This is a genomic window from Brucella pseudogrignonensis (assembly GCF_002252525.1).
GTDB lineage: Bacteria > Pseudomonadota > Alphaproteobacteria > Rhizobiales > Rhizobiaceae > Brucella > Brucella pseudogrignonensis.
The window spans coordinates 89874-113706 of the sequence record NZ_NNRM01000011.1 but is presented as its reverse complement, the minus strand read 5'-3'; the positions used below and the strand labels follow the sequence as shown (position 1 = coordinate 113706).

The following is a 23833-nucleotide window of genomic DNA, read 5'->3' as shown; positions in this document are numbered from 1 at the left end:
AACGACCCATACGGGTCAACATCCAGGAGAAGAGATCATGGAACTAAGACTTGCCCCTTACACTTTCGCACCGCAGATCATGCAGGCAATGGTGGAACTGGAAAAGCGCGTTGCGGCATCCGGACTTGAGTATAGCCTCTATGAGCTGGTGAAAATCCGCGCTTCGCAGATCAATGGCTGCGCCTATTGCATCTATATGCATACGGCTGATGCGCGGAAGGCTGGCGAAACCGAAGAGCGTCTCTATCTGGTTGCTGCATGGCGTGAATCACCGCTTTATACTGCGCGGGAGCGGGCGGCACTTGGCTGGACCGAGGCGCTGACCCTGTTGGCACAGACGGGCGCACCGGATAAGGATTTTGATGCTTTGAAAGCGCATTTCTCAGACGAAGAGATCGTCAATGTGACCATGCTGATTACCACCATCAATGCATGGAACCGCATTGCAGTGGGCCTGCGTCTCGTTCATCCGGTCAAAGCCGATGCAGCTGCCGCTTGAGCCAAATATCAATGATGCGGGTGTGTTCGAGACCTTGCGGCCTCGGCTCATCCGCATTGCCTATCGTATGGTTGGCACCCATGCCGAAGCCGAAGACATTGTGCAGGATGCATGGCTGCGCTGGAGCGCTGCGGATCGTGCAACCATCCGTGAGCCGCAGGGCTGGCTCACGCGTGTGGTCAGCCGTCTTGCGCTCGATCATCTGAAATCTGCACGCGTACGACGCGAAACCTATCCCGGAACATGGCTGCCTGAGCCACTTGTCGAGGATGAAGAAGACCGCAGCGACGATATCACATTGACATTGATGCTGGCTCTCGACCGACTGTCGCCGCTGGAGCGGGCGGCATTTCTTTTGCATGACGTGTTCGATATGGGCTTTGAGGAGGTCGGGCGTGTGCTTGATCGCGATGCTGTGGCCTGTCGTCAGCTGGCGAGCCGCGCGCGCAGCCATGTTCGACAGGAAAAGTCGCGGTTTTCCATGCCCGAGGATCGCGGTCGCACGATTGCCGAGGCTTTCTTTCAGGCGTCCCGCAGTGGTGACATGACGGCGCTGAAAGGTCTGCTGGCTGAAGATGCTGTGATGTATTCCGACGGTGGTGGTATCCGCAATGCAGCGCTCAACCCGATATATGGGCGTGAAAAGATCATGCGCTTTTATGACGGTATTGCGCGTAAGTCCGATGGGCTGGTGCCTGCCATCAATCATTTTGCGCTATTTGATGGCTTGCCCGGCCATATGAGCCTTGAGGCGGATGGCCTACCGCAAGTGGCTGCGGTGGAGATCGAAGATGGATTGATCCGGGGGGTCTATCTTATCCGCAATCCTGACAAGCTCAGCCATTTGCGGAGAATGTTTTAAAGCGCATCCCGAAAAGTGTGAAACGGCTTTCGGGATGCGCTCTAAAAGAATTCATCCAAGAGGCGATAAAAAGCGATCTTCTTTTCGTCTATTACAAGCCCGTTATAGAGAGCGAGGAATGGCATTACCCATTCTTTGCCGAGATTATATTCAACACTCCAGCAAGCCAGCGCCAAGTCCTGATGACGGTCGGCAAGACCCAGTCTTCCACAGTCGATGAAGCCCGTGAAATTGCCATTAGCGGCCATGAAATTGGGTAGGCAAGCATCGCCGTGGGTGATGACGACATCTTCGCTTGCCGGTTTAAGGCTGCAGAGTTCTGCGAACAGATCTTCAGCCGTTTGTCCTGCACGTTCGTCATCGAAATCATCTTCATCAACCGCACCTGCCAAAACACGTTTGCTGGCGTCTTCAATGCGAATATCGACCCGATGATCAAACGGGCATGATGTGGTATCAATTTCATGCAATGATTTCAGCGCTGCTGCGAGAATTTCGATGATGCGCTGGGGTGCAAGACTATCTGCAGCAGATGCGAGGTCGTGGCCTTCCAGCCGTGTCATGAGCAGATAGCTTTGATCAGGCTCCTGAACAAAGCTCATGATAGCAGGGCAGGCTATGTTTTGCTGACTGAGCCAGTTCAACCGGGCCGCTTCATCGGCAAGCTCGCCGACAGGGCTTGCGGGCTCAATCTTTAAAACGAGCGGGGCTCTTTCCGGGTGCTCCAGAAGAAGAACATTGGCCGTGGATCGGCCAATACCATCCTGCTGACTGCGATAGCCTGCCAGAGAATGCGCAAGTGCATCGGGCAGATTGAGAGCAGCCAGAACAGGGTCGTCCATTGTTTCTCCGTGAAATCAGGCCTTGTCGCGGACCTGATAGTCCTTGATCGTGGCAAAGCGGATCGCCTTCCAACGCTCGGCTTCGTAGTTGAGCGAGAAGCCATTCTGCGCGAGAAATACCGGATCATTGTCAAGATCGTGTGCGATATCAGCGCGATGCGAGGCAATGAAGCGGTCGAGCTCCGCCGGTTCATCCGCTGTGATCCAGCGGCAAATCGAGAAGCGCGACATTTCAAAGCCGACAGGCAGAGAATATTCGATCTTGAGACGTTCGGTCAGAACGTCGATCTGCAGCGCGCCAACCACCCCGACAATTGCCGGTGAACCATCATCCGGCACGAAGAGCTGCACGACGCCTTCTTCTGCCATTTGCTGAAGCGCTTCACGCAGCTTCTTCGCCTTCATCGCATCATCAAGACGGACGCGGCGCAGAATTTCCGGCGCGAAATTCGGCACGCCACGGAACAGGATGTCTTCACCCTCGGTCAGCGTGTCACCGATGCGCAATGTGCCATGGTTCGGGATGCCGACAACATCGCCCGCGAAAGCTTCGTCGGCGATCTGGCGGGAGCGTGCAAAGAAGAACTGTGGCGCAGACAGGCTCATCGGCTTGCCGGTACGTACCAGCTTGGCCTTCATGCCGCGTGAAAGCTTGCCGGAGCAGACGCGCAGGAAGGCAATACGGTCGCGGTGGTTCGGGTCCATATTGGCCTGAATCTTGAACACGAAACCGGTCATTTTGTCTTCGGTCGCGCCAACCATGCGGCTATCTGCCTGCTGGTCGCGTGGGCTTGGGCCGAAATCGCAGAAGGCTTCAATCAGATCGCGCACACCGTAATTTTTCAGTGCTGAACCGAAATAAACCGGTGTCATATGGCCTTCGCGGAAGGATGCGAGGTCAAACGGGCGGCAGACGCCGCGCGCAAGTTCGACGCTTTCAATCCATGCTTCACGTTCGTTTTCAGGCAGAAGCTTCGCTGCTTCTTCCGGTCCGCTGACCTTGGTGGGCTGCTCTTCGGCATCCTTCTGGCGCACAGTGTTGCTGTGCAGATCATAAGTGCCAGCAAAGCTTTTGCCCGAACCGATAGGCCAGGTGATCGGCGCTGTATCAAGCGCCAGCTTTTCTTCGATCTCGTCAAGAATTTCGAGTGGATCGCGTGCTTCGCGGTCCATCTTGTTGACGAAGGTCACGATTGGAATATCGCGCATACGGCAGACTTCAAATAGCTTCAGCGTCCGTGGCTCGATACCTTTTGCGGCGTCGATGACCATGACGGCAGAATCCACAGCGGTCAGCGTGCGATAGGTGTCGTCCGCGAAGTCTTCGTGGCCCGGTGTATCGAGCAGGTTGAAGATGCAGTCCTTATACTCAAAGGTCATCACGGAAGTGACAACCGAGATACCGCGATCGCGTTCGATGTTCATCCAGTCCGAACGGGTCTGGATGCGATCCTTCTTGGCCTTCACTTCACCGGCAAGCTGGATGGCGCCACCGAACAGCAGAAGCTTTTCGGTCAGCGTGGTTTTACCAGCATCCGGGTGCGCGATGATCGCGAAGGTACGGCGCTTTGAAACAGGATGATCAGCGGGCATGAAGAAACTCGTAATGGCGAAGTGATGGCTGCGCGAAACGCGCGCTGCGAAGATGTTGCGCTGCATCTAGCAGTCATTGGCCAAAATCTCAACAAGCCCGGTGTTTGAAATGAAAAAGCGGCGTGAGGAACGCCGCTTCGCAAATTTGTTGTTTATGATTTTAGCGCTTGATGCCGAGGCCGAATGCAATGAACGACCAACCCTGGAAGATCAGGTCGATTGCCAAAAACAGGCCCAGAATGAACAGGCTGTTGACCGGCCACTGCATTGCAATGACGAGACCTGCGAGAGCGGTGATAACACCCGCTGCAACAATCCAGCCCCAGCCTGCTGCTGGCTTTGACTTGAAGCCCATCCAGATACGGAAGAAGCCGGAACCCAGAAGAGCGGCTGCAAGCAGGAAGGTCAGCACGCCTGCGGCGAGAATTGGATTGAAGAAGGCTACAATGCCTGCGGCTGCATAGAGCAAGCCACTCAGCAGCCAGAAGAAGAAGCTGCCCCAGGTCTTCACGCCGAAAGCATGAATGATTTCGATGATCCCTGCGACCAGCATCATGATGCCGACATAGTAGACGGAAACGACCGTCGCGAGAACCAGATTGCCGAAAGCAATACCGCCGAGGATTAGCAGTGCGACGCCGAGAGCGACGAACCAGCCCCATTTTGATGAGACCTCGGTTGGAAGGGTAGGACGATTAAAGTCATTCTGTGCTGTTGCCATAAGATGTCCCTCAATTTTCATTCCCGATCAGCAATATAAGCCAAACTGAAGATTTGGCCAGAGATGGATCCGAGGCTTGAACTCGCCCAAAAATCTCCTGTTGGTGTAAGAGCCAGAACACGGTATGTCTTTGCAGTAAAAACTTTTTTTGGCTTAAAGTCAGTTTGATGTTTGATCTGGTTTCGCACTATTGGCCGCATATCCTGGCTGTTCTGTCGATCGTTCTGGGAGCGATTGCAGCTATCCACGCGACAATGACCAAGGATGAGGTGCGGACCGCGCTCGGCTGGGTTGGTGTGATTGTGCTTTCGCCAATCGTCGGTGCGGTTGTCTATGCGCTGGCAGGTGTGAACCGTATCCGGCGCAGCACCCTCGGGCATCAGCGCGATAATATGGGCAATATTGCGCTTTATCATTTATCGCATTTCGACACGACCAATGATCTCGTGCGCGCGGCCTTCGGACGTCAGTTCGGGGCGATGAAAATTCTTGGCGACACTGTAAGCCTTTATGATTTTACCAGCGGCAACAGCATAGAAATGCTGGAAACCGGTGATGAAGCCTATGCGGCAATGCTGGATGCTATCGGCAAAGCTGAACGCAGCATCATGCTTGAAACCTATATTTTTGACCGTGATGCAATCGGCCAGCAATTTGCCGATGCGCTGGGTGATGCCGTCAAGCGTGGTGTCGAGGTTCGTGTATTGGTGGATGCTGTCGGCGCGCGCTATTCCATTCCCAGCATCGTTAATCTGCTGAAGGAAAATGGTGTGGCTGTTGATGTGTTCAACGGCAATATCATTATGGGTCTGCGTCTGCCTTATGCAAACCTGCGCACCCACCGTAAAATCCTTATCGTCGATGGCAAGCTGGCCTTTACCGGCGGCATGAATATTCGTGCAGGCTTTGTAAAAGCTATCGCTGGCGATGCGGTTGCGTTTGATACGCATTTCCGCGTCGAAGGTCCGGCGATTGCTGATCTCTTCCACGTCGCATCGGAAGACTGGCGCTTTGCAACAGGCGAATTGCTGACCGGTGACGCTTGGAGCATTGCAGCACCTAAAGACCCGCCGGGAACCGGCAAGCTTATCCGCGTGGTCGGCTCGGGGCCAGATAAGAACATTGAAACCAATCATCGCATGATGATGGGCGCCTTCTCGATTGCGCAGGAGCACATCCTGATCATGTCGCCTTATCTCCTGCCAGACCGCGAACTTATCAGTGCGCTGGTCACTGCTGCCCGGCGTGGTGTGTCGGTTGATGTGGTGGTTCCGGGGGTCAATAATCTCAAGCTGGTGGATCGCGCCATGCGCGCGCAATTCGATCAGTTGCTGAAAGGTGGCTGTCGTATCTGGCGCGCAGGGGGTGCGTTCAATCACTCCAAGCTGATGACGATTGACGGTGCGTGGTCCTATGTCGGCTCATCCAATCTTGACGCCCGTTCGCTGCGGTTAAATTTCGAGGTCGATCTCGAAATTCTGGATCGCGAGATTGCGCTGAAAGTCGAAGAACGTATCGGCAAGGTGATCGACAGCAGCCGGGAAGTGAACCTGACCCGTCTCAAAAACCGCCCGTTCTACGAACGCTTGATCGACCGCATCATCTGGCTCGGATCGCCTTATCTTTAAGGCTTTTTAGCTGCCTGAACTTGAGTTGCTGGTCAGCAGTGAAGGATTGAATTCTTCGAGGAGCTGCGCTGCGGTTTTAAGATCGAGGTGCGCCTTGATCGGAAGATGGTCAGAAGCCATACGCGCCAGCGGTGTGTTGTGAACCTCTACAGCCGTTACCAGATTATGCGGCGTTCCAAGAACGCGATCCAGCGCAAATACTGGAAAGCGGGATGGAAAGCTGGGTACTGCAGTTGATACATGATTGAACACCGGCATGAGCGATGCCAGTGAGGATCGTTTGCCGATACGCCATTCATTGAGGTCGCCGATCAGCAGCGTTGGCAGGGTGTCGGCTTCCTGCAATGCGGAAAGAATACTTTCCGCTTGCTGTTCGCGAGAGCGCTTCAAAAGCCCCAGATGTGCTGCGATTACGCGCAGAGGGCCGGATGCGAATTGCAGGTCGGCAACCAGTGCGCCGCGCGGCTCTACCCCTGGCAAAGCAAGCTGGCGCACATTGCGCACAACACCTTCGCGAAACAGCAGAACATTGCCGTGCCAGCCATGGCCTTTGGGCATTGTCGATGTGATCGGTACGGGAACAAGACCGTGGCGGCGCTCAAGCAGCCCTAAGTCCAGCAGGCCGGATCGCTCGCCGAAACGCTTGTCTGCTTCCTGCAGAGCGATCACATCGGCATCGATTTCGCTGATAACGTCGGCTGTGCGCTGGGGATCGAAGATCTTGTCCACACCAATGCATTTATGGACATTGTAGGAGGCGATCACGATGTCGCCGTCTGCAACATTGGTATGCAGCGGTCGGAAGCCGGGCCGATTACGGATAGCCGTCAATATTTTTGTAGAAATTCGACCCGGTGTTTTCTTTTTCTTCACCCGCCGCTACCTCGTGCCGTTTTGGATATCCTTTTAAATAGGTCATTTTGCGGTTTGAACAGTAGTGTTGGATCACAGATTGCTGACAAGATTGTTTTCAGTTCAGCTCATCGCGTGATGAAACGGATTACCCGGTCAACAAGTCCAGTATAGGGTGGCTTGATCAGGTCCGTTGCTGCAGGCGTATATTTGGTCAGGACTGGCATGGCTTTCGAGAAGGTCAGGAAGCCATCTTTGCCGTGGTAATGCCCCATGCCGCTATGGCCAACGCCACCAAACGGCAGATTTCCGCATGCAAAATGATAGAGCGTGTCATTGATGCAGACACCGCCTGCAACGACCTGAGAAAGCACGGTCTCGATTTCAGCTGTGTTGTCGTTGAAGCAATAAAGCGCCAGCGGCCGCTCATGATTGAGAACATAAGCGATTGCCTCATCAATTGAGCGATAGCTTATAATCGGAAGCAGGGGGCCGAAAATCTCTTCGCGCATGATTGCGCTGGTCGGACCGGGCTCCAGAATTGCTGTTGGCGTCATCAGCCGTGGGTGGCTTTGTGAAGTCGGTGCATCCATCAGTGGAACGATTGCTTCGCTGTCATCCTCTGCATCGTGCAACAACGAGGACAGGCGCGCATATTGCGCATCATTGATGATCGTCGTGCGGTCGCTTTGCGCTGATCCCTCGCCATAGCGCTTGCGAGTTTCTTCGCGCAGCAAGGTTACGAAGGCATCGCGTTTGCTTTGATGGATCAGCACATAGTCCGGCGCAATGCAGGTTTGACCCGCGTTGAAATATTTGCCTGTAGCAATGGAGCTTGCGGCGCGTTTGAGACTTGCTCCTTCACCGATAATGGCTGGCGATTTGCCACCCAGCTCCAGAGTTACGGGTGTGAGGTTTTCGGCTGCCGCTTTCATGATTTTGCGACCAACGGCGGTCGAGCCGGTGAAGAACAGGTGGTCGAAAGGCAGCGATGAAAATTCAGTGGAAAGATGCGCATCGCCAAGTACCACCGTTGCCCGATCATCAGGAAAGACGTCGGCGATCAGTTTGCGCAGAAATTCTGATGTGTGTGGCGTATGCTCGGACGGTTTCAGAAAAACATGGTTGCCAGCGGCGACCGCTGCCACCAGCGGCGCCAGTGCAAGATTGACCGGGTAATTCCACGGCGAAATAATACCAACCACGCCAAGAGGTACAAAACGAAGCTCGGCCTTTGCGGGCCACAGTTTCCAGCCTGCGGTTCGGCGTTGTGGCTTCATCCAGCGTTTCAGGTGATGCAGCGCATGATCGATTTCGGCGAAAACAACGCTGGCTTCGCCCAACAAGGTTTCATGGGTCGAGCGATTGCCAAAGTCGGCATTGATGGCTTGTGCCATCTCCTCAAGACGCTCATGGAGAGTTCTACGCAGATTACGCAGGTCATCTATGCGTTGCTCATAGGCTGGTCGATCATCCAGCCAGCTTTGTCGCAAACGCTTTAATGTCGCCTGCAATTGGTATTGTGGCGAAGCAGGCTGATCAGCGCTCATAGGCAAAACTCTCTGTTGAGCGCGCGAAAAGGAACTGCGCCACATAATAGGTGGTGAGAACCCAGAGGCCCGCGAGCGGAATAGGCGTGTGAAAACGATTGAATGCGAGCAGCGTATCACTCACCATGAAGAAAATGCCGCCCGCAGCGGCAAGCCATGCGGCATAGCGTACCGCGGTGTCGGGGCTTGTCGAAAGCGCACGGCTAAAGGCCTGAGCCGCCATGATGCCAATTGCTGAAGCATAAATGGCAACGGGGATTTTCATGGCTGACGGCAATTTGCCCCACAGACCCACAATGATCGAAATTGCGAGCACTGCAAAGATCAGGAAGGCGAGTTTGCTTTCTGCAAAGCGCGTCTTTCGGCACAGTGCATAGATGTAAATGCAATGAGTTATGAGAAAGCAAATCAGACCAGTGAGAAAATATTCACCGGGAAGCATCAGGAAAAAGTCGCCAGCGGCTGCAAATGCAAGCCCAAGCGCGATTGCAAATCCGTATGTTTTGGAGTTGAGACGAGGGGCGTTCAGAATTGCGAAAAGCAGAAGCAGTGTCGCGGTTGGTTTGGTTAGATAATGAACCCAGCGCCAGAACGGAATCTCCCCATTCTGGCTCAATACGCTGCTCAGGATTGCGCAGATCGCGCTCACTAGAAACAACCGATAAAACAGGCCGTTTCTACCAAAATCCAGTAAGCCCTTATGGCGCATTCTTCTCCCCCTTTTGCTTCGTCCCAGGCTGATATGATTATTGTTTTTGAGCCTGTAAATCCGACTATTGTTTTGTCTGTTCTGCCTCACGCCGACGTTTGCGACCCAACCGTTCTGCGCGCGTAGAGAGTTCGGCATTGCCTTCAAGATCGGACTGCAGAATAAGCCCATGCTCGCGGAGCCAGCGGATCATCTCCCCAAACTCAAGGTCATAGGCAGGTTGCTCCATCTGATTTGTCCTTCAAATCGCAATTCTTGAATGAAGGATGCGCGGAGTTCTCGCATGTGGCAAGGCCCAAAGCATTGCGAGATTACGAAGCCATTGTTCGTTAACCATTTATTAACCAATCACGCTCACTATGGCGTTATAGCTGTTGTCGTGACTGCGGATGTACCAGCACTGATGACAGCGTAAAAAAGGCCGGGCAATTTGCCGGCCTTTTTCATTTTACGACTGTAGCCACGCGCGCGGCGTAGCCCCAATTCCTTACATGGACTGTGAAGTTGCCGAGCGGCTAGGTGCGTCCGACCTGTTGTTGCCCCAGTCGCGTGTCTTGTTGCCCGTCGACTGACATCCCGCTGCTGCCACAGCAATAAGCATTACAGCGATGAGGGAGAGTGTCTGCTTCTTCATATCTTCATTTCCTATGGTTTTCGAACTCAAGCGTTCGGGAAACCCACCCGTTGGGAAGGATGCCGGAAAGCTCGTCAGTTGGGTGAAAAGACTGCTGTTTCGAAATGCTCTATCGAAGAACAAATCGCTTCCATTCATGTGCCATATACGGCCATGATTTCATCCAAACCCACCCGATGCGTGGTCTATTTTGAAACCGTTGATTTTCAGTTTCATTCTGGTTTGGAGTAGCTCAGATCACGCTTATGTGTTTGCGCAATGAGATGTGATTTCGGTCTTTGCCGAACCGTTTGGTGCTTGGCTCAATGGTCAAACACAGGCAACAAAAAAGACCGCTTGCGCGGGCTTTTTGGGGTGCTTCTGGACCTTGGTAGTGGTCTGAAGACTTGGAAATGGTGCCCAGAAGAGGACTCGAACCTCCACGCCCTTGCGAGCGCCAGCACCTGAAGCTGGTGCGTCTACCAATTCCGCCATCTGGGCGACGAGGACCGATCTAAGGGGTCGGCCTGTCTCTGTCAATCACGATTTCGCAGTTCAATCAGCTTTTTTTCACATTCCTGTCGTGAAGGCTGAAAAAGGCCAGGGAACCGAGATGAAAACAGAGATCAGGCGCGGTGCATCATTGCGCCCGCGCCCGAAAAATCATTATGCAGAAAGCACTTCCTTGGAAGCGACGGTCGAATCGGCGTTCAGCTTGTAGATGATTGGCACGCCGGTATTGAGTTCCTGCTTGAGAATCTCTTCGGGTGTCAGGCCATCGAGCGCCATGATAAGTGCGCGCAGCGAATTGCCGTGGGCTGCAACCAGGATGGTTTCGCCACGCAGCACATGCGGCTGGATGGTGTGCAGGTAATAAGGCCAGACGCGTGCGCCGGTATCCTTCAGGCTTTCGCCGCCCGGAGGAGGGACGTCGTAAGAACGGCGCCAGATGTGAACCTGCTCTTCGCCCCACTTTTCGCGTGCGTCGTCTTTATTAAGTCCGGAAAGATCGCCGTAATCGCGTTCGTTCAAAGCCTGATCGCGGATCGTTTCGAGGTCGGACTGGCCCAGCTCGTCAAGAATGTGCTGGCATGTGACCTGCGCGCGCGACAGACCCGAAGTATATGCGAGGTCGAACTTGAGGCCTGCGGCCTTCAGGCGTTCACCAGCAGCCTTGGCTTCGGCGTGGCCCTGTTCGGTCAGGCCCGGATCGCGCCAGCCGGTAAACAGGTTTTTGAGGTTCCATTCGCTTTGGCCATGGCGGACCAGGACGAGGGTACGAGACATCGCAGCACTCCGTTGGGATAATTGTAAGTTAGTCGTTAAGTCCGAGAACATCGAGCATGGAATAAAGGCCGGGTTTCTTTCCATGTGCCCAAAGAGCTGCTTTCACGGCGCCTCGAGCAAAGATTGTGCGGTCCTGAGCATGATGGGCGAGGGTGATGCGCTCTCCTTCGCCTGCAAGAATCACTTCATGGTCACCGATAACCGAGCCGCCGCGCAGGGTTGCAAAGCCGATTGTGCCCTGCTCACGCGGGCCGGTGTGACCGTCGCGTACGCGCACGCTCTTTTCTGCGAGATTGATAGCGCGACCTTGCGCTGCTGCTTCACCAAGCAGAAGGGCGGTGCCGGAAGGCGCGTCAACCTTGTGCTTGTGGTGCATTTCGAGGATTTCGATGTCGAAATCTTCAGGGCCGAGCGCCTGTGCTGCTTTCTTGATGAGACCGGACAACAAATTGACGCCAAGGCTCATATTGCCGGACTTGACGATTGTGGCATGACGCGCTGCGGCGCGGATCTTTTCTTCGTCTTCGACCGAAAGGCCCGTGGTGCCAATGATATGCGCAATGCGTGCCTGTGCTGCGAGGCCTGCATAGTTGAGCGTTGTCGCCGGCGCGGTGAAGTCGAGCACGCCTTGCGCCTTTGCAAAAACCGGCAGCGGATCATCGGTAATCGCGACACCGAGATTGCCCACGCCTGCCACTTCGCCCGCATCCTTGCCCAGAAATGGCGAGCCGGGACGCGCAATGGCGCCAGTGAGACGCGCTTCGTCAATCGCGTGGATGGCGCGGATGAGAGCCTGTCCCATTCGACCATTTGCGCCCACAACAACGAGCCCGATTTCTGCACTATCAGCCATTGGATTTTTCCTCTGTAACAGTGTTCCCGATCAGTATGTCGTCCTTGCCGCTCTGAAGCTGGTAGAAGCGGGCATAGACACCATTGGGTATTGTGATGAGATCGTTATGACGACCTTCTTCAACCACATGACCTGCTTCCATGACAACAATGCGGTCGGCATTGACGACGGTGGAAAGGCGGTGCGCAATGACGATGGTCGTGCGCTCCTGCATGATGTGATCAAGCGCCTGCTGCACGCGTTTTTCTGACTCGTTGTCGAGTGCAGATGTCGCTTCATCGAGCAGCAATACGGGAGCATTGCGCACGATTGCACGGGCAATCGAAAGGCGCTGCCGCTGACCGCCTGAGAGAGTCACACCGTTTTCACCGACAGGTGTATCGTAGCCCTGTGGTTGCTGGAGAATGAATTCATGAGCGTTGGCAAGCTCTGCCGCCTTGATGATTTCTTCCTGCGTTGCATCCGGACGTCCATAGCGGATGTTGTCGGCAATCGTTCCTTCAAACAGATAAGGCTGTTGCGAAACATAGGCCACGGAGTGACGAAGCGATTCCTTTGTCACTTTGGCGATGTCCTGTCCGTCGAACAGAATCTGCCCGCCCGTAACATCGTAGAACCGCTGCACGAGATTGATCAGTGTGGACTTGCCTGCACCCGAAGCGCCGACAATCGCTGTGGTTTCGCCCGCTTTGGCTGTAAAGCTCACACCGTGCAGAACGGGCGCGATGTCGCTGTAAGAGAAGCGAACGTCTTTGAAATCGATCTCGCCGGGGCCAGCCGTAAGCGGCTTGGCGTCAGGTGCGTCACCTTGGTTAGGCTCAATATCCAGCACTTCATAGATCATGCGTGCATTAACGAGAGCGCGTTCAAGACCGACCTGCAGACGTGCCAGACGCCGTGCCGGATCATAGGCAAGAAGCAGAGCCGTGATGAAGGCGAACATCGCACCGGGAGGCTGCTGGTTGAGGATCGCATTATAGCCGCTATAGGCCAAAACGCCTGCGATAGCACAGCCCGCAAGAATTTCGGCAATAGGTGTCGTGCGTTCGGAAACGCGCGCGATCTTGTTGCTGCGGTTTTCAGCCTGATCGATCAGCGTGCTGATCTTGCCGCGCAGCTGATCTTCCATGGTGAAGGCTTTCACAATGGAAATGCCCTGCACAGTTTCCTGCATTGCGCCCAGAAGATGGGAATTGAGATGCACCAGATCGCGCGTGACGGACCGGATACGGCGCGAAATATAGGCAACCGCCAGCACAAGTGGCGGGCCTACGAGGAAGACAACCGTAGACATAAACGGATCGGTATAGAACATCATACCGATCAGCCCGATCAGCGCGACGAAATCGCGCGCGATCGACGTGATCGTCATGTTCAGAAGATCGCGGATGCCATTCACATTCTGATTGATCTGCGCTGCCAGATGGCCGGAGCGTGTATCATTATAGAAATCCAGCCCGAGCTTGAGCAGGTGATCGAAGATGCGCTTCTGATAGCGCGCGACCAGATTGTTGCCAATCTTGGCAAGCTCGACCGCCTGAACATAGCTTGAAAGTCCGCGAAGCACGAAAATTCCGAGGATGGCGCCGCAGATAACCCAGATAAGACCGATCTTCTGTTCATAGAAAATCTTGTCGATCATCGGCTTCATCAGATAAGCAAGCGCACCATTGGAAACGCCTACGATCAGCGAAGCAGCGATGGCAATCGCATAGCTCGCCTTATACTGGCTTCCGTTTTCCGATAGCATACGACGAATGACGCGGGTGGCTTCGCTCGGGTCGATCTTGTTTTTTTTCTTTTTGAATAGGCTCACGGGCAAAGTGCTTTTTATCTAGCAGCCGCTGGCTGTCGTTGATCATGCATTTTCGCGCGTCCTTTTGGACTGGAAACGACAAAAGGCTGCAATGAGTGTTTTCATTGCAGCGCTTCTATAGCGTTATCTTTGTCGCTTGACCATGCCTGAGAAAGCGAAGCCGCTTAGCTGACGCGCCAGCGGCGGCCATCGGTGGCAACCTCAAACCGCATCGGAGTACGTGCGAAAGCTGAAAGACCGCTGAGGGCTGCCAGCGGATGAACGACGACGCGTACCGGAATATCGCGCATGAAATGCGTATGCGGGGCCTTGTCTTCAAAGGCTGCGCGGAACGACCCTGCTTGCAGCGCAGACATGATGCGCTGGGGAATGCCGCCTGAAAGATAGACGCCGCCATGTGCCTTGAAGATGAGGGCCAAATCGCCGGCAATGCGGCCCAGATAGGTCACGAAGAGTTCAAGCGTCTCGACAGCCTGAGGATTGCTGCCATCAAGACCCGCTGCAGTGATATCGGGTGGCGTGTCTAGAACGGGTGTCACCTTATCGGCAGCGCAGATTGCGAGATAAAGATTACGCAGACCGCGTCCGCAGAGGATCTGTTCGGCCGCTACACGGCCTTCGATGGTTTCGATATGCGGGAAGACCTGATAGTCACGCTCGCTGCGCGGGCCGATGTCGATATGGCCACCTTCACCGGGAACGGGAACCCATGCGGTTCTGGTGCGCACAAGACCTGCAACGCCTAAGCCCGTTCCAGGGCCGAGCACGACGCGTGTGGCAACGACTTCTTCTTCGCTTCCGCCAATCTGATGCAGATATTCTTTTTCGATTGAAACAACGGCAAGTGCCTGGGCTTCAAAATCATTGAGGACGGTTACGTCTTCAAATCCGAGATTGGCGATCAGCTGTTTCGGGCGGACAACCCAATCGCAATTGGTGAGATCAATCTCATCACCATCGACCGGGCCTGCAACAGCCAGAATAGCAGAACGGGGACGAATGGAAGTGTGGTTGAGCACCGTTTGTTCGATTGCATCGTCTATCGTTGCATAATCGGCGGTCTGGACGACCGGAAACTCTTTAGGCTCTGCATGAGAATCAACAAGAAGCGCAAAGCGCGCATTGGTTCCACCAATATCGCCGACGAGGACGGGAAACTTGAAACTCTGGTCAGCGTTAATCATGGTCTGCCTTGCTGCTTCGACTGTTCTTATTGTTTGCGGGCGTGTTCAGAGTGGCTCTATTAGTCCAGCACTTGCACCAGCTTTTCGGCTGTTGCCGGGTTCAGCGCCATCGGAATGTCATAGACGCTGCCGAGACGGGTGAGGGCCTTCACATCGACATCGTGAGGGAGCGGTGAGAGCGGATCGATGAAGAAAATCAAGGCCTGCACCGTGCCTTCCGCGATCATTGCGCCAATCTGCTGGTCGCCGCCAAGCGGGCCGCTTTTGACGCGATGGATATTCAGCGAAGGACAAGCCTCCTGAATGAGACCGCCAGTGGTACCGGTGGCGACAATATCATAAAGAGACAAGGCTTTCTCATGCGTACGCGCAAAGGCGACCATCTCGTCCTTCTTCAGATCATGAGCGATCAGGGCAATGCGCAGACGTTCCGTCATGAGATTGATAACCTTGTCATTTGCGTTCTAAATCGTTTGAAACCTATAGCGACACCATAGGTCCGTGAAAAGCATGTTTTCTGACAGATGCTAGAGCGTGTCGCATTTTATAGTAGCCATTACGCCCGCTCTATCTCTTTATTTCCACGCATGTCGTTATCGGAAAACCGGTTCCCACTTTTCCGCGACATGCGTTAATTGGCACCATAGATAACATCTGCGATCGAATCCGGCGACGGGCCATTCAGCACGGCGGCACATGCCTTTGGCAAATCCGACACCATGACTGGCTTTGGTTTCTTCGGCGGCTCCTTGGATGGCTTTGCAGGCTTCCACGGTTCATCTGTAAACCACCATGCCAGCGACTTGTCGCAGCCGTCACCCGCCGCCACTTTTGGCTGCGGCTTGCAATCGGGCGATCCCGGCTGGCAATGCAGTCGGACGTGGAAATGATAGAAATGGCCCCAGTATGGGCGCACTTTGCCAAGCCAGCTGCGGTCTCCTGTTACGGTATCGCAAAGCTGTTTCTTGATGCCGGGATGCACAAAGATGCGTTCAACTTCCGGGTAGCTGGCAGCGTGTTTGATGAGTGCTGTGCGCGCTGGCGTCCACTTCTGCGGATCGACGTAAAGCGAATCCTTCTTCAGCATGGATACAGCCGAGACGCTTTCACGCTCTGCATCGGTGAAGCGCTTCTTTGGCATCGGTGTCAGCCAGATATCGGCATCAAGTCCAACCTGATGCGAAGCATGACCTGTCAGCATTGGACCGCCGCGTGGCTGTGAAATGTCGCCGACCAGCAGGCCGGGCCACCCGTCTTTTGCGGCGTCGCGGGATAGTTTTTCCAGAAGGCCAATGGTGCGCGGATGCCCCCAGTTGCGATTGCGCGAAAGCCGCATGACCTGCCAGTTGGGGCCATCGATTGGGAGGGCAACGCCACCTGAAAGGCAGCCCTTGGCATAAAAGCCGATGGATTGCGGCGACTGCGCCAAAACCGGAAGTTTCTTGCTGCCGAATGCCTGCTTGGCAGGGGCATCCTGCGCCAAAGCTTGCGGGACAAAGTCTGGTGCGATCATTGTGGCAAGACAGGTTGCAAGAACAAGTCGCGACCAGAATTTCGAGCTGGATCTCTTTGCCATGGGCAATTTTCCATAAAACTTTTGCTCGAATCATTCGAGCTGATGGGCCGGATTATGCTTTGCGTTCGCCAGAACGGCAATCAACTACTCATTTTACGCAGCCTTCACCTCAAAACTGACGTCCACTTTTGGGGGCATGTGTTAGCGCCAATGATCATCCTGCCACATGGCCGAAAAGGCTGCTTTGTAATCAGGATAGATAAAATCATAGCCCAGAGCCTTGATGCGCAGGTTGGAGACGCGTTTGTTTTCGCCGTAGAATGAGCGTCCCATTGGCGTGAGGTCAGCCTGTTCAAATGGAATTTCCGGCGGGATGGCAACGCCCATCAACTCGGCAGCATAAGCGACGACATCCTGTGGCGGGGCGGGTTCGCTATCGGTGATGTTGAAGGCGCCACCACTATTGGTGCCTGCCAGAAAACGCAGGCTTCCGGCGATATCATCCACATGGATGCGGTTGAAGACCTGACCGTCCTTGATGATGCGCCGCGCGGTGCCGCGTTCCAGATTGACGAATGCATTGCGGCCTGGACCATAGATGCCCGACAGACGCAGAAGTGCTACCGGTGTGCCATGGCGTTCGCTTAGTGCTTCCCATGCGCTTTCCGCTTCCACACGTTCAAGCGAACGGCGCGATGTCGGGGCTAAAGGTGCTGTTTCATCAATCCAGTTGCCGTCATGATTTCCGTAAACACCTACCGTCGAGAGATAGCCGATCCAGCGAATGGTATTGCCGGGGCGGCGTAAAGCCTCCTCAACAATTGCAAGCGATGGATCGCCGCTTTCGCGCGGCGAAATCGAAATGACGACATGGGTTGATTTTGCAAGGCGGTCGATCAGATCAGGCGAGGCGGTTTCGCCGTCGAAGATGATCGGTGCGATGCCGGATTTTTCGAGGAGGGGGAAATTCTGCTCGTTGCGGGTGGTGCCATCGATGCGCTCTGCCTCTCCGGTCATCAGGCGGGAAAAGGCTCTCGCAGAATAACCGGCTCCAAACAGAAAAATGCGCATTCTAGCTATCCTCCAGAGCGCATCCCGAAAAGTGTGAAACGGTTTTCGGAAAAGATGCGTGTTTAAACAAAAGCTTGAGATGCACCAATCTGACTTAATCAGACTGGTGCTCTAAGCTCCATTCTGCGCGCACCGTAGCATCCTCTTCGCGTGAGGCCAGACGTTTCTGTGAAATTTTGAAACGATCTGTGCTTACAAGCTGTTTCAAAGCCCAGACAGCAGCACCACGCACAACAGGTGCCGGATCTTCAAGCAGGCTTTCCACCTGCGGCACCAGCGTCTGGTCTTCCGAATTGCCGGTTGCGATCAACACATTGCGCAGAAAACGGTCGCGACCGATGCGTTTGACGGGTGAACCCGAAAACAGTGTGCGGAAGGCCGGATCGTCGAGTGCAAGAAAATCCGCAAGCTTTGGTGCCTTGAGATCATCGCGTGCTTTCAGCTTCATCTCGCTGGTCGCTTGCGCAAACTTGTTCCACGGACAAACTGAAAGGCAATCGTCACAACCATAAATGCGGTTGCCCATGGCTTTGCGAAACTCGTGCGGGATCGGCCCCTTGTTCTCGATGGTGAGATAGGAAATGCAGCGTCCCGCATCGATCCGGTAAGGCGAGGGGAAAGCTTTTGTCGGACAGGCATCGAGACAGGCGCGGCAGGAGCCGCAATGATCGCGATCCGGTTCATCCGGCGGAATTTCAGCCGTGGTGAAGATCGAGCCTAAAAACAGCCACGAGCCGAGTTCGCGACTGACCAGATTGGTGTGTTTTCCTTGCCAGCCAAGGCCCGCGGCCTGCGCAAGCGGCTTCTCCATCACAGGTGCCGTATCGACGAAGACTTTTACGTCCTGTCCGGCGCGTGCAGCAAAGCGGCTCGCGATGTGCTTGAGCTTGCCCTTGATGATGTCGTGATAATCGCGGTTCTGGGCATAGACCGAGATTGCCGCCCGGTCTTTATGTTCAAGAATGCTGAGCGGGTTGCTATCCGGACCGTAATTCATGGCAAGCACCATGATCGAACGCACTTCCGGCCAGAGAACGCTAGGGTTGGCCCTGCGCTCTTCGGTCTCTTCCATCCAAAGCATGTCCGCGTGGTGGCCATCGGCAATATATTGCCGCAAGCGCTGAGGTGCCTGCGGAATAGCGTCCGGCCCTGTGAAAGCGACCGCATCAAAGCCGACAGCTTTCGCTTCTTCGATCAGAAAGCGTTTCAGCTTGAGAGCTTTGTCCGAAGCTTGGCTAGTATCAGAAGTCGAGGTCGCCATAGTGAGCCACTGGAGCTAGTCCGCGCACGCGATCAGCCAGCAGCGGGCGGAAGGCTGGGCGCGATTTCATGCGAGCATACCAGTCGCGCGCGGCTTTTGTCTCGCCCCATTCAATTTCGCCGAGATAGTCTAGCACAGAAATGGACGCTGCGGCCGCCATATCCGCATAGCTTGGATGACTGCCTGCGAGCCAGTCACGGGTAGCGGCCAGCCAGTCGATATATTTCATGTGCTGGCGAATATTGGTGCGGGCTGCACGGATGGCGGTCGAATCCGGCGCGCTGCCGCCCATTTCATCAGCCATCTGAAGCTTGAAAACGCGTTCGCGTGCAATATGGCGTGTCACTTCGTTTTCGAGCTTGAGCAGAAACCAGTCGACCAGACGCCGCACTTCTGCGCGTTCCATCGGGCTTTCGGGCAAAAGACGACGACTGCGTTTTAAGGCGCCGCGCGTTTCATCGAGATATTCTGCAATGACGGTTGCGCCAACAACCGGCAGATCGCGTTCAGCCAGCAATACAGGAAGTGTTGCAGCAGGGTTCAGCGCCAGAAATTCCTTGCGGCGCGACCATGGACGTTCCTCGATCAGTTCGGCTTCCACATCATATTCGCCGAGAATAAGCCGCACATAGCGCGAGCCTGAAGACATAGGATGATGAAAAAGCGTAAGCATAATCGACGCGGTACTCTCGACTGACAAGCTTTAATTGATCCCCGGTGAGGCACTGCGGCTAGCGTTTGCACCGGCAGCAGGTTATTTCTGCTGTCAGGCGATTCGAGCCACCTCAACGGAATATTTAGTCTATAAGGGCTATGCCTGCGGGAGACAAGCAATCGCTGGAAGCGCTTATTGTAGCACTTTCATGCTTAACAGCTCGTCAAGACGCACCGCTTTCATCCTGCTCACCTCCCTAAGGTACTGACTTCATGGAAATTTATAATCTTCTGGAAGCCGCTTTTCTTGGTCTCATCGAAGGTTTGACGGAGTTCATCCCCGTTTCCTCCACAGGCCATTTGTTGCTGGTTGGCCATTTTCTTGGCTTTGAATCGACGGGCAAGACCTTCGAGGTGCTTATTCAGCTCGGTGCGATTTTGGCAATTCTGACGGTTTATTCCGCGAAGCTGATCAAAATTCTGACCGACTTTCCGCGCGATGCCCGCACACGGCGCTTCGTGCTGGGTATTCTGGTTGCATTTCTGCCTGCAGCTGTCATCGGCGCAATGGCACATGGCTTCATCAAGAGCGTGCTTTTTGAAACGCCGATGTTGGTTTGCGCCATGCTTATCATCGGTGGTTTCATTCTGCTCTGGGTGGACCAGCTGGAACTCAAGCCACGTTATCGCGATGTGATGGATTATCCGCTGCCGATCTGTCTGGCGATTGGCTTTGTCCAGTGCCTTGCCATGATCCCCGGCGTATCGCGATCAGGCTCAACGATTGTTGGTGCGCTTCTGCTTGGAGCAGACAAGCGTTCGGCTGCTGAATTCTCGTTCTTCCTCGCCATGCCAACTATGGCCGGCGCTTTCACTTATGATCTCTATAAGAGCCATAATATGCTGTCGATGAATGATGGCGCGCTGATCGCAGTCGGATTTGTGATGGCTTTCATCTCAGGCGTATTTGTTGTGCGCCATTTGCTCGACTATGTTTCTCGCCACGGTTTCAAGCTGTTTGCCTGGTGGCGTTTGATCGTCGGCGCACTTGGAATGGCGGCATTGCTTATCTGGGGGTAAACCCGCAAAGAACGGACAAAAGAAAAGGGGCCTTTCGGCCCCTTTATTCATTTAGAGCATTTCCTGTTTTGATTGAGTCATTGGAAATGCTCTATCAATTTGTTTTTACGCGCATCTTGCTCCGAAAACCGCTTCGCACTTTTCGGGATGCGCTCTAGATTTTCGTCTCACGCAAACCCGGTCTTGGTGTACTGACCGGCAACGCGGTAGCGCCAGAGATAGGCTGGAAGGATTGCATCCACGGCTTCTGGCGTAATGCCCATGCCCTGAAGTGTGCGGCCTTCCTTGGTGGCTTTTTCCGAAACGACATTATCGAATTTCAGCAGCGTCACCTGATCATTGGTGAGCAGCGGATTTGGCAGCAAGCCAAGAACGGATGCCTGAAGGCGGGCAACCCAGAAAGGCATCGAGACGATGACGCGCTTGCGGGCGATAACGCCGAGCATGTCCTTCATCCAGTTCTTGAATGGCTGTGCGTCCGGGCCGCCCAGTTCATACACGCTACCGGCTTCAAGCTTGCCATCGACTGCGCGTGCAACAGCTTCCGCGACATCGCCGACATAGACCGGCTGCAGCTTGGTTTCACCACCGCCGATAACCGGCAGGAACGGCGAAAAGCGTGCCATGTTGGCAAAGCGGTTGAAGAAGCGATCTTCATGGCCGAAAATGATCGACGGACGCAGGATTACCGTATCCGGCAGAATGGAGAGAACGGCGTTTTCGCCTTCTGCCTTGGTACGTGCATAATCCGAAGGAGATTTTGCGTCTGCTGCAAGCGACGAAAGATGCGTCAGCTTGAGGCCGGCTGCTTTGGTGGCTTCGGCAATGTTCTTTGCGCCAAGCACCTGAACGCTGTTGAAGCGCTGCTTGCCGCTTTCCGAAAGAATGCCGACGAGATTGATGACATGATCAGCGCCCATGATGGCGCGTTCAACCGACCAGCGGTGGCGGACATTGGCCTGAACCATCTGGATCTGGCCAACATTGCCGAGCGGCGCCATGTAATAAGCGACCTCTGGCTTGCGTACGGCGACGCGTACACGATAGCCGCGCTTGGTGAGGCTTGCTACGACCGCGCGCCCAACAAAGCCAGAGCCGCCGAAAACAGTGACCAGCTTTGGTCTGTTGTGAACTTCGTTCGGTTCGGTCTTCATCCTGAACTCCTGCATGAAAGCCTGATTATAACGCCGGATATGATGCCCGAGTTTATCATTGCGGCATGTTTTCTGGCGGTGATTTATCGCCTTTTGGCAACAACGCAAAGGGGACTTGTTGTCACGACTGCGACAAAGGCCGCTTTTCCCGTATTAAACACGCAATACCGCTTTGAGATTTCGCGGCTTACTGGTAAATCGCGCGCATGAGCACACCACTTGACCATATTCGAAATTTTTCGATCGTCGCCCATATCGACCACGGCAAATCGACGCTGGCCGACCGCCTCATTCAATTGACGGGCGGGCTGGACACGCGTGAGATGAAGGACCAGGTCCTCGACTCGATGGATATCGAGCGCGAGCGCGGCATCACCATTAAGGCCCAGACCGTTCGTCTTAACTATAAGGCGAAGAACGGCGAGGACTATGTGCTGAACCTTATCGACACCCCCGGACACGTCGACTTCGCCTATGAAGTCTCGCGTTCGCTGGCTGCGTGCGAAGGTTCGCTTCTGGTGGTGGATGCCTCACAGGGCGTTGAAGCGCAGACGCTGGCCAATGTCTATCAGGCCATCGACAACAATCACGACATCGTGGTGGTGCTGAACAAGGTTGATCTTCCGGCGGCAGAGCCTGAGCGCGTTCAGAGCCAGATCGAAGAAGTGATCGGCATTGATGCAAGCCGCGCCGTGATGATCTCGGCCAAGACTGGCCTCGGCATTCCTGATGTGCTCGAAGCTATTGTCGAGCAGCTGCCTCCTCCGAGAGAGGGTGACCGCAATGCGCCGTTGAAGGCGATGCTGGTCGACAGCTGGTATGACAGCTATCTCGGCGTTATTGTTCTGGTCCGTGTTATCGACGGTGTGCTGAAAAAGGGCCAGACCATCCGCATGATGGGTACGGGCGCGAAATATCCGGTTGAACGGACTGGCGTATTTACGCCGAAAATGGTTCAGATGGATGAACTCGGACCGGGTGAACTGGGCTTCATCACTGCTTCCATTAAGGAAGTGGCTGATACCCGCGTCGGTGATACCATCACCGAAGACCGCCGCCCGACGGAAAAACCCCTGACAGGTTTTAAGCCTGCACAGCCGGTTGTGTTCTGCGGACTATTCCCGGTTGATGCTGCCGACTTTGAAGACTTGCGCGCTGCCATGGGCAAGCTGCGTCTTAACGATGCGTCGTTCTCGTTTGAAATGGAAACCTCTGCGGCGCTCGGCTTCGGCTTCCGCTGCGGGTTCCTGGGGCTTCTGCATCTCGAAATCATTCAGGAACGTCTTGAACGTGAGTTCGATCTCGACCTCATCACGACGGCACCTTCGGTTGTCTATCGTCTGAACATGCAGGACGGCTCGCAGAAAGAGCTGCACAACCCAGCGGATATGCCGGATGTTGTGAAGATCGAAGCGATTGAAGAGCCGTGGATTCGCGCAACCATCATGACGCCGGATGATTATCTCGGCGCGATCATGAAGCTCTGTCAGGAGCGTCGCGGCCTCCAGATCGATCTGACCTATGTTGGTCCGCGTGCGATGATCACCTATGATCTGCCGCTCAACGAAGTCGTATTCGATTTCTACGATCGTCTGAAGTCGATCTCGAAGGGTTATGCTTCGTTCGACTATAATCTCTCGGATTACCGTGAGGGCGATCTGGTCAAGATGTCGATCCTTGTGAATGAAGAACCTGTGGACGCGCTTTCGATGCTGGTTCACCGCTCTGCTGCTGAAAAGCGTGGCCGTGTGCTTTGCGAAAAGCTCAAGGAGCTGATCCCGCAGCACATGTTCAAGATTCCTATTCAGGCAGCCATTGGCGGCCGTATCGTGGCGCGCGAAACCATTTCAGCGCTGCGCAAGGACGTGACGGCCAAGTGCTATGGTGGCGATATTTCGCGTAAGCGCAAACTTCTGGACAAGCAGAAGGAAGGCAAGAAGCGTATGCGTCAGTTCGGCAAGGTGGAAATCCCGCAAGAGGCCTTCATTCAGGCACTCAAGATGGGTGATGATTAAAAATACAATGAGGTGCCTTTGGGCACCTCTTTTTTGTTTTGGTATTATTGTTGGACAGAAACCGAGACAAATT

At 54.5% G+C, this 23833-nt stretch carries 23 protein-coding genes and 1 tRNA gene; 5 read left to right on the top strand and 19 right to left on the bottom strand.

All coding sequences use genetic code 11. The annotated features are described in order from the left end of the window. Positions 1-37 precede the first annotated feature (37 nt). Positions 38-499 carry a carboxymuconolactone decarboxylase family protein gene (locus CEV34_RS03835; RefSeq protein WP_007876466.1) on the top strand — a complete coding sequence of 154 codons (462 nt, stop codon included), beginning with the start codon at positions 38-40 and terminating at the stop codon, positions 497-499. After that, positions 483-1361, top strand: a complete 879-nt coding sequence (locus CEV34_RS03830; RefSeq protein WP_007876465.1) for a sigma-70 family RNA polymerase sigma factor — start codon at positions 483-485, stop codon at positions 1359-1361. Before CEV34_RS03835 ends, CEV34_RS03830 begins: the two co-directional genes overlap by 17 nt. Positions 1362-1402: 41 nt before the next feature. On the opposite strand, the gene CEV34_RS03825 is transcribed toward CEV34_RS03830, so the two are convergent. The 3 genes from CEV34_RS03825 to CEV34_RS03815 all read right to left on the bottom strand — a co-directional run bounded on the left by CEV34_RS03825 (position 1403) and on the right by CEV34_RS03815 (position 4517). Continuing rightward, positions 1403-2203: an APH(3')-II family aminoglycoside O-phosphotransferase gene (locus tag CEV34_RS03825; protein WP_007876461.1), complete on the bottom strand. Its 801-nt coding sequence runs from the start codon at positions 2201-2203 to the stop codon at positions 1403-1405. 15 nt (positions 2204-2218) lie between these two features. Next, positions 2219-3796 (bottom strand): peptide chain release factor 3, encoded by a 1578-nt coding sequence (locus CEV34_RS03820; protein ID WP_007876460.1) that lies wholly within the window; start codon positions 3794-3796, stop codon positions 2219-2221. Between the two features lie 160 nt (positions 3797-3956). Then, positions 3957-4517 carry an HdeD family acid-resistance protein gene (locus CEV34_RS03815; RefSeq protein WP_007876459.1) on the bottom strand — a complete coding sequence of 187 codons (561 nt, stop codon included), beginning with the start codon at positions 4515-4517 and terminating at the stop codon, positions 3957-3959. 167 nt (positions 4518-4684) lie between these two features. Between CEV34_RS03815 and cls the strand changes: the two genes are divergently transcribed. Beyond that, positions 4685-6145, top strand: a complete 1461-nt coding sequence (gene cls, locus CEV34_RS03810) for a cardiolipin synthase (protein ID WP_007876457.1) — start codon at positions 4685-4687, stop codon at positions 6143-6145. A 6-nt stretch (positions 6146-6151) separates the two neighbouring features. Here cls and CEV34_RS03805 read toward each other — a convergent pair whose 3' ends face one another. The 15 genes from CEV34_RS03805 to CEV34_RS03745 form a co-directional block, all read right to left on the bottom strand. Beyond that, on the bottom strand, positions 6152-7018 hold the full coding sequence (locus CEV34_RS03805; protein WP_007876456.1) for an endonuclease/exonuclease/phosphatase family protein: 867 nt from the start codon (positions 7016-7018) through the stop codon (positions 6152-6154). Positions 7019-7125: 107 nt separating this feature from the next. Next, positions 7126-8547: a coniferyl aldehyde dehydrogenase gene (locus tag CEV34_RS03800; RefSeq protein WP_007876455.1), complete on the bottom strand. Its 1422-nt coding sequence runs from the start codon at positions 8545-8547 to the stop codon at positions 7126-7128. Continuing rightward, on the bottom strand, positions 8537-9256 hold the full coding sequence (locus tag CEV34_RS03795; RefSeq protein ID WP_007876454.1) for a lysoplasmalogenase: 720 nt from the start codon (positions 9254-9256) through the stop codon (positions 8537-8539). The genes CEV34_RS03800 and CEV34_RS03795 overlap by 11 nt, the downstream gene beginning before the upstream one ends. A gap of 64 nt (positions 9257-9320) precedes the next feature. After that, entirely contained in the window at positions 9321-9485 is a 165-nt protein-coding gene (locus tag CEV34_RS26940) for a hypothetical protein (protein ID WP_153222983.1), read from the bottom strand. Positions 9486-9743: 258 nt separating this feature from the next. Next, a complete protein-coding gene (locus CEV34_RS26935; protein WP_161624139.1) occupies positions 9744-9890 on the bottom strand; it encodes a hypothetical protein in 147 nt (48 codons plus the stop codon). Between the two features lie 393 nt (positions 9891-10283). Beyond that, a tRNA-Leu gene (locus tag CEV34_RS03790) sits at positions 10284-10370 on the bottom strand. Between the two features lie 165 nt (positions 10371-10535). Then, positions 10536-11156, bottom strand: coding sequence for a 2,3-bisphosphoglycerate-dependent phosphoglycerate mutase (locus CEV34_RS03785; protein ID WP_007876453.1), 621 nt, complete (start codon positions 11154-11156; stop codon positions 10536-10538). 28 nt (positions 11157-11184) lie between these two features. After that, positions 11185-12009 carry a 4-hydroxy-tetrahydrodipicolinate reductase gene (dapB, locus tag CEV34_RS03780; protein WP_007876448.1) on the bottom strand — a complete coding sequence of 275 codons (825 nt, stop codon included), beginning with the start codon at positions 12007-12009 and terminating at the stop codon, positions 11185-11187. Beyond that, positions 12002-13825, bottom strand: coding sequence for an ABC transporter ATP-binding protein (locus tag CEV34_RS03775; RefSeq protein ID WP_094543227.1), 1824 nt, complete (start codon positions 13823-13825; stop codon positions 12002-12004). The genes dapB and CEV34_RS03775 overlap by 8 nt, the downstream gene beginning before the upstream one ends. A 164-nt stretch (positions 13826-13989) precedes the next feature. Further along, positions 13990-15009 carry a glucokinase gene (locus CEV34_RS03770; RefSeq protein WP_007876441.1) on the bottom strand — a complete coding sequence of 340 codons (1020 nt, stop codon included), beginning with the start codon at positions 15007-15009 and terminating at the stop codon, positions 13990-13992. Between the two features lie 59 nt (positions 15010-15068). Continuing rightward, positions 15069-15446: a methylglyoxal synthase gene (locus CEV34_RS03765; protein WP_007876439.1), complete on the bottom strand. Its 378-nt coding sequence runs from the start codon at positions 15444-15446 to the stop codon at positions 15069-15071. A gap of 194 nt (positions 15447-15640) precedes the next feature. Further along, a complete protein-coding gene (mepA, locus tag CEV34_RS03760; protein WP_007876437.1) occupies positions 15641-16585 on the bottom strand; it encodes a penicillin-insensitive murein endopeptidase in 945 nt (314 codons plus the stop codon). A gap of 141 nt (positions 16586-16726) precedes the next feature. Further along, positions 16727-17596 carry an SDR family oxidoreductase gene (locus tag CEV34_RS03755; RefSeq protein WP_007876435.1) on the bottom strand — a complete coding sequence of 290 codons (870 nt, stop codon included), beginning with the start codon at positions 17594-17596 and terminating at the stop codon, positions 16727-16729. A 94-nt stretch (positions 17597-17690) separates the two neighbouring features. Further along, on the bottom strand, positions 17691-18857 hold the full coding sequence (gene queG / locus CEV34_RS03750; RefSeq protein WP_007876433.1) for a tRNA epoxyqueuosine(34) reductase QueG: 1167 nt from the start codon (positions 18855-18857) through the stop codon (positions 17691-17693). After that, complete coding sequence (locus CEV34_RS03745) at positions 18838-19530, bottom strand: glutathione S-transferase family protein (RefSeq protein ID WP_007876431.1); 693 nt, start codon at positions 19528-19530, stop codon at positions 18838-18840. The genes queG and CEV34_RS03745 overlap by 20 nt, the downstream gene beginning before the upstream one ends. A 254-nt stretch (positions 19531-19784) precedes the next feature. Between CEV34_RS03745 and CEV34_RS03740 the strand changes: the two genes are divergently transcribed. Beyond that, complete coding sequence (locus tag CEV34_RS03740; protein ID WP_007876428.1) at positions 19785-20591, top strand: undecaprenyl-diphosphate phosphatase; 807 nt, start codon at positions 19785-19787, stop codon at positions 20589-20591. A 167-nt stretch (positions 20592-20758) separates the two neighbouring features. On the opposite strand, the gene CEV34_RS03735 is transcribed toward CEV34_RS03740, so the two are convergent. Continuing rightward, positions 20759-21745, bottom strand: a complete 987-nt coding sequence (locus tag CEV34_RS03735) for a complex I NDUFA9 subunit family protein (RefSeq protein ID WP_007876424.1) — start codon at positions 21743-21745, stop codon at positions 20759-20761. A 206-nt stretch (positions 21746-21951) separates the two neighbouring features. Between CEV34_RS03735 and lepA the strand changes: the two genes are divergently transcribed. Further along, positions 21952-23760 carry a translation elongation factor 4 gene (lepA, locus tag CEV34_RS03725; protein ID WP_007876420.1) on the top strand — a complete coding sequence of 603 codons (1809 nt, stop codon included), beginning with the start codon at positions 21952-21954 and terminating at the stop codon, positions 23758-23760. Positions 23761-23833: the final 73 nt, after the last annotated feature.

What these genes read in the sequence shown, in the direction of transcription:
- CEV34_RS03795 (WP_007876454.1), bottom strand. Translation starts at nt 9,256, where the DNA reads ATGCGCCATAAGGGCTTACTGGATTTTGGTAGAAACGGCCTGTTTTAT.
- CEV34_RS03800 (WP_007876455.1), bottom strand. Translation starts at nt 8,547, where the DNA reads ATGAGCGCTGATCAGCCTGCTTCGCCACAATACCAATTGCAGGCGACA.
- mepA (WP_007876437.1), bottom strand. Translation starts at nt 16,585, where the DNA reads ATGGCAAAGAGATCCAGCTCGAAATTCTGGTCGCGACTTGTTCTTGCA.
- CEV34_RS03785 (WP_007876453.1), bottom strand. Translation starts at nt 11,156, where the DNA reads ATGTCTCGTACCCTCGTCCTGGTCCGCCATGGCCAAAGCGAATGGAAC.
- CEV34_RS03765 (WP_007876439.1), bottom strand. Translation starts at nt 15,446, where the DNA reads ATGACGGAACGTCTGCGCATTGCCCTGATCGCTCATGATCTGAAGAAG.
- queG (WP_007876433.1), bottom strand. Translation starts at nt 18,857, where the DNA reads ATGGCGACCTCGACTTCTGATACTAGCCAAGCTTCGGACAAAGCTCTC.
- CEV34_RS26935 (WP_161624139.1), bottom strand. Translation starts at nt 9,890, where the DNA reads ATGAAGAAGCAGACACTCTCCCTCATCGCTGTAATGCTTATTGCTGTG.
- CEV34_RS03740 (WP_007876428.1), top strand. Translation starts at nt 19,785, where the DNA reads ATGGAAATTTATAATCTTCTGGAAGCCGCTTTTCTTGGTCTCATCGAA.
- CEV34_RS03745 (WP_007876431.1), bottom strand. Translation starts at nt 19,530, where the DNA reads ATGCTTACGCTTTTTCATCATCCTATGTCTTCAGGCTCGCGCTATGTG.
- cls (WP_007876457.1), top strand. Translation starts at nt 4,685, where the DNA reads ATGTTTGATCTGGTTTCGCACTATTGGCCGCATATCCTGGCTGTTCTG.
- CEV34_RS26940 (WP_153222983.1), bottom strand. Translation starts at nt 9,485, where the DNA reads ATGGAGCAACCTGCCTATGACCTTGAGTTTGGGGAGATGATCCGCTGG.
- CEV34_RS03755 (WP_007876435.1), bottom strand. Translation starts at nt 17,596, where the DNA reads ATGCGCATTTTTCTGTTTGGAGCCGGTTATTCTGCGAGAGCCTTTTCC.
- CEV34_RS03815 (WP_007876459.1), bottom strand. Translation starts at nt 4,517, where the DNA reads ATGGCAACAGCACAGAATGACTTTAATCGTCCTACCCTTCCAACCGAG.
- CEV34_RS03835 (WP_007876466.1), top strand. Translation starts at nt 38, where the DNA reads ATGGAACTAAGACTTGCCCCTTACACTTTCGCACCGCAGATCATGCAG.
- CEV34_RS03825 (WP_007876461.1), bottom strand. Translation starts at nt 2,203, where the DNA reads ATGGACGACCCTGTTCTGGCTGCTCTCAATCTGCCCGATGCACTTGCG.
- CEV34_RS03735 (WP_007876424.1), bottom strand. Translation starts at nt 21,745, where the DNA reads ATGAAGACCGAACCGAACGAAGTTCACAACAGACCAAAGCTGGTCACT.
- CEV34_RS03830 (WP_007876465.1), top strand. Translation starts at nt 483, where the DNA reads ATGCAGCTGCCGCTTGAGCCAAATATCAATGATGCGGGTGTGTTCGAG.
- lepA (WP_007876420.1), top strand. Translation starts at nt 21,952, where the DNA reads ATGAGCACACCACTTGACCATATTCGAAATTTTTCGATCGTCGCCCAT.
- CEV34_RS03820 (WP_007876460.1), bottom strand. Translation starts at nt 3,796, where the DNA reads ATGCCCGCTGATCATCCTGTTTCAAAGCGCCGTACCTTCGCGATCATC.
- dapB (WP_007876448.1), bottom strand. Translation starts at nt 12,009, where the DNA reads ATGGCTGATAGTGCAGAAATCGGGCTCGTTGTTGTGGGCGCAAATGGT.
- CEV34_RS03770 (WP_007876441.1), bottom strand. Translation starts at nt 15,009, where the DNA reads ATGATTAACGCTGACCAGAGTTTCAAGTTTCCCGTCCTCGTCGGCGAT.